Origin of the sequence: Sphingobium olei (assembly GCF_042678845.1) — a bacterium.
Classification (GTDB): Bacteria; Pseudomonadota; Alphaproteobacteria; order Sphingomonadales; family Sphingomonadaceae; genus Sphingobium; species Sphingobium olei.
This window is the reverse complement of the sequence record NZ_JBHTLS010000020.1, coordinates 1-691: the sequence shown is the minus strand read 5'-3', so window position 1 is coordinate 691 and position 691 is coordinate 1. Positions and strand designations below refer to the sequence as shown.

At 57.3% G+C, this 691-nt stretch carries 2 tRNA genes; both read left to right on the top strand.

The annotated features are described in order from the left end of the window. The first annotated feature begins 292 nt into the window (after positions 1–292). Positions 293–369: transfer RNA gene (locus ACFQ24_RS03785), tRNA-Ile, on the top strand. A gap of 17 nt (positions 370–386) precedes the next feature. After that, a tRNA-Ala gene (locus ACFQ24_RS03780) sits at positions 387–462 on the top strand. The last annotated feature ends 229 nt before the right edge of the window (positions 463–691 follow it).

The window sequence follows — 691 nt, the reverse complement described above, 5'->3', positions numbered from 1 at the left end:
CGGCTGGATCACCTCCTTTCTAAGGATCGTGACGAAAGCGCCAACGCCAGACTTTATGTTTGCGCCGTTGGAAGAGCTTCGTCATTTCCAAAGAACATCGCCGCCGTCCTCATGTCCCTTCATCACTAGAGATTAGTACAACAGCAATGTTGTGCTGATAGAGCAGCCAGTCTGTGTGTTTGGCGCCAACGAACCTGCCAAGGTTCGCAAGGCCGAACGGCCGCCCGAGCTTATGCGAGGAAAAGCCAAGTCGACGGATGTCGACGCCGGCGCTTGAGGCTGACAAACAAACGGGCCGGTAGCTCAGGTGGTTAGAGCGCACGCCTGATAAGCGTGAGGTCGGAGGTTCAACTCCTCCCCGGCCCACCAGTTGTCGAAATTGGTTGGGGGCCTTAGCTCAGCTGGGAGAGCGGTTGCTTTGCAAGCATCAGGTCATCGGTTCGATCCCGATAGGCTCCACCAGTTTTTCGGCCTTTAGAGCCCGTCCGGGGGACGGGCGGCCGAAAAACTCCTCGCAGCTATGCTGCGAGGGTGTCGCGCCCCAGGCACTGCCATCATATCTCTAGAGATGAAGAGTAGCGGTTTGCCGGACTTGTCCGGCGATACGGCACGCACAAGCGTGCTTCTTTGACATTGTGAATGGGTTTTTTAATCGATGCCGTGGTGCGGCGCCGGTTGGTCGAGAGGGTCG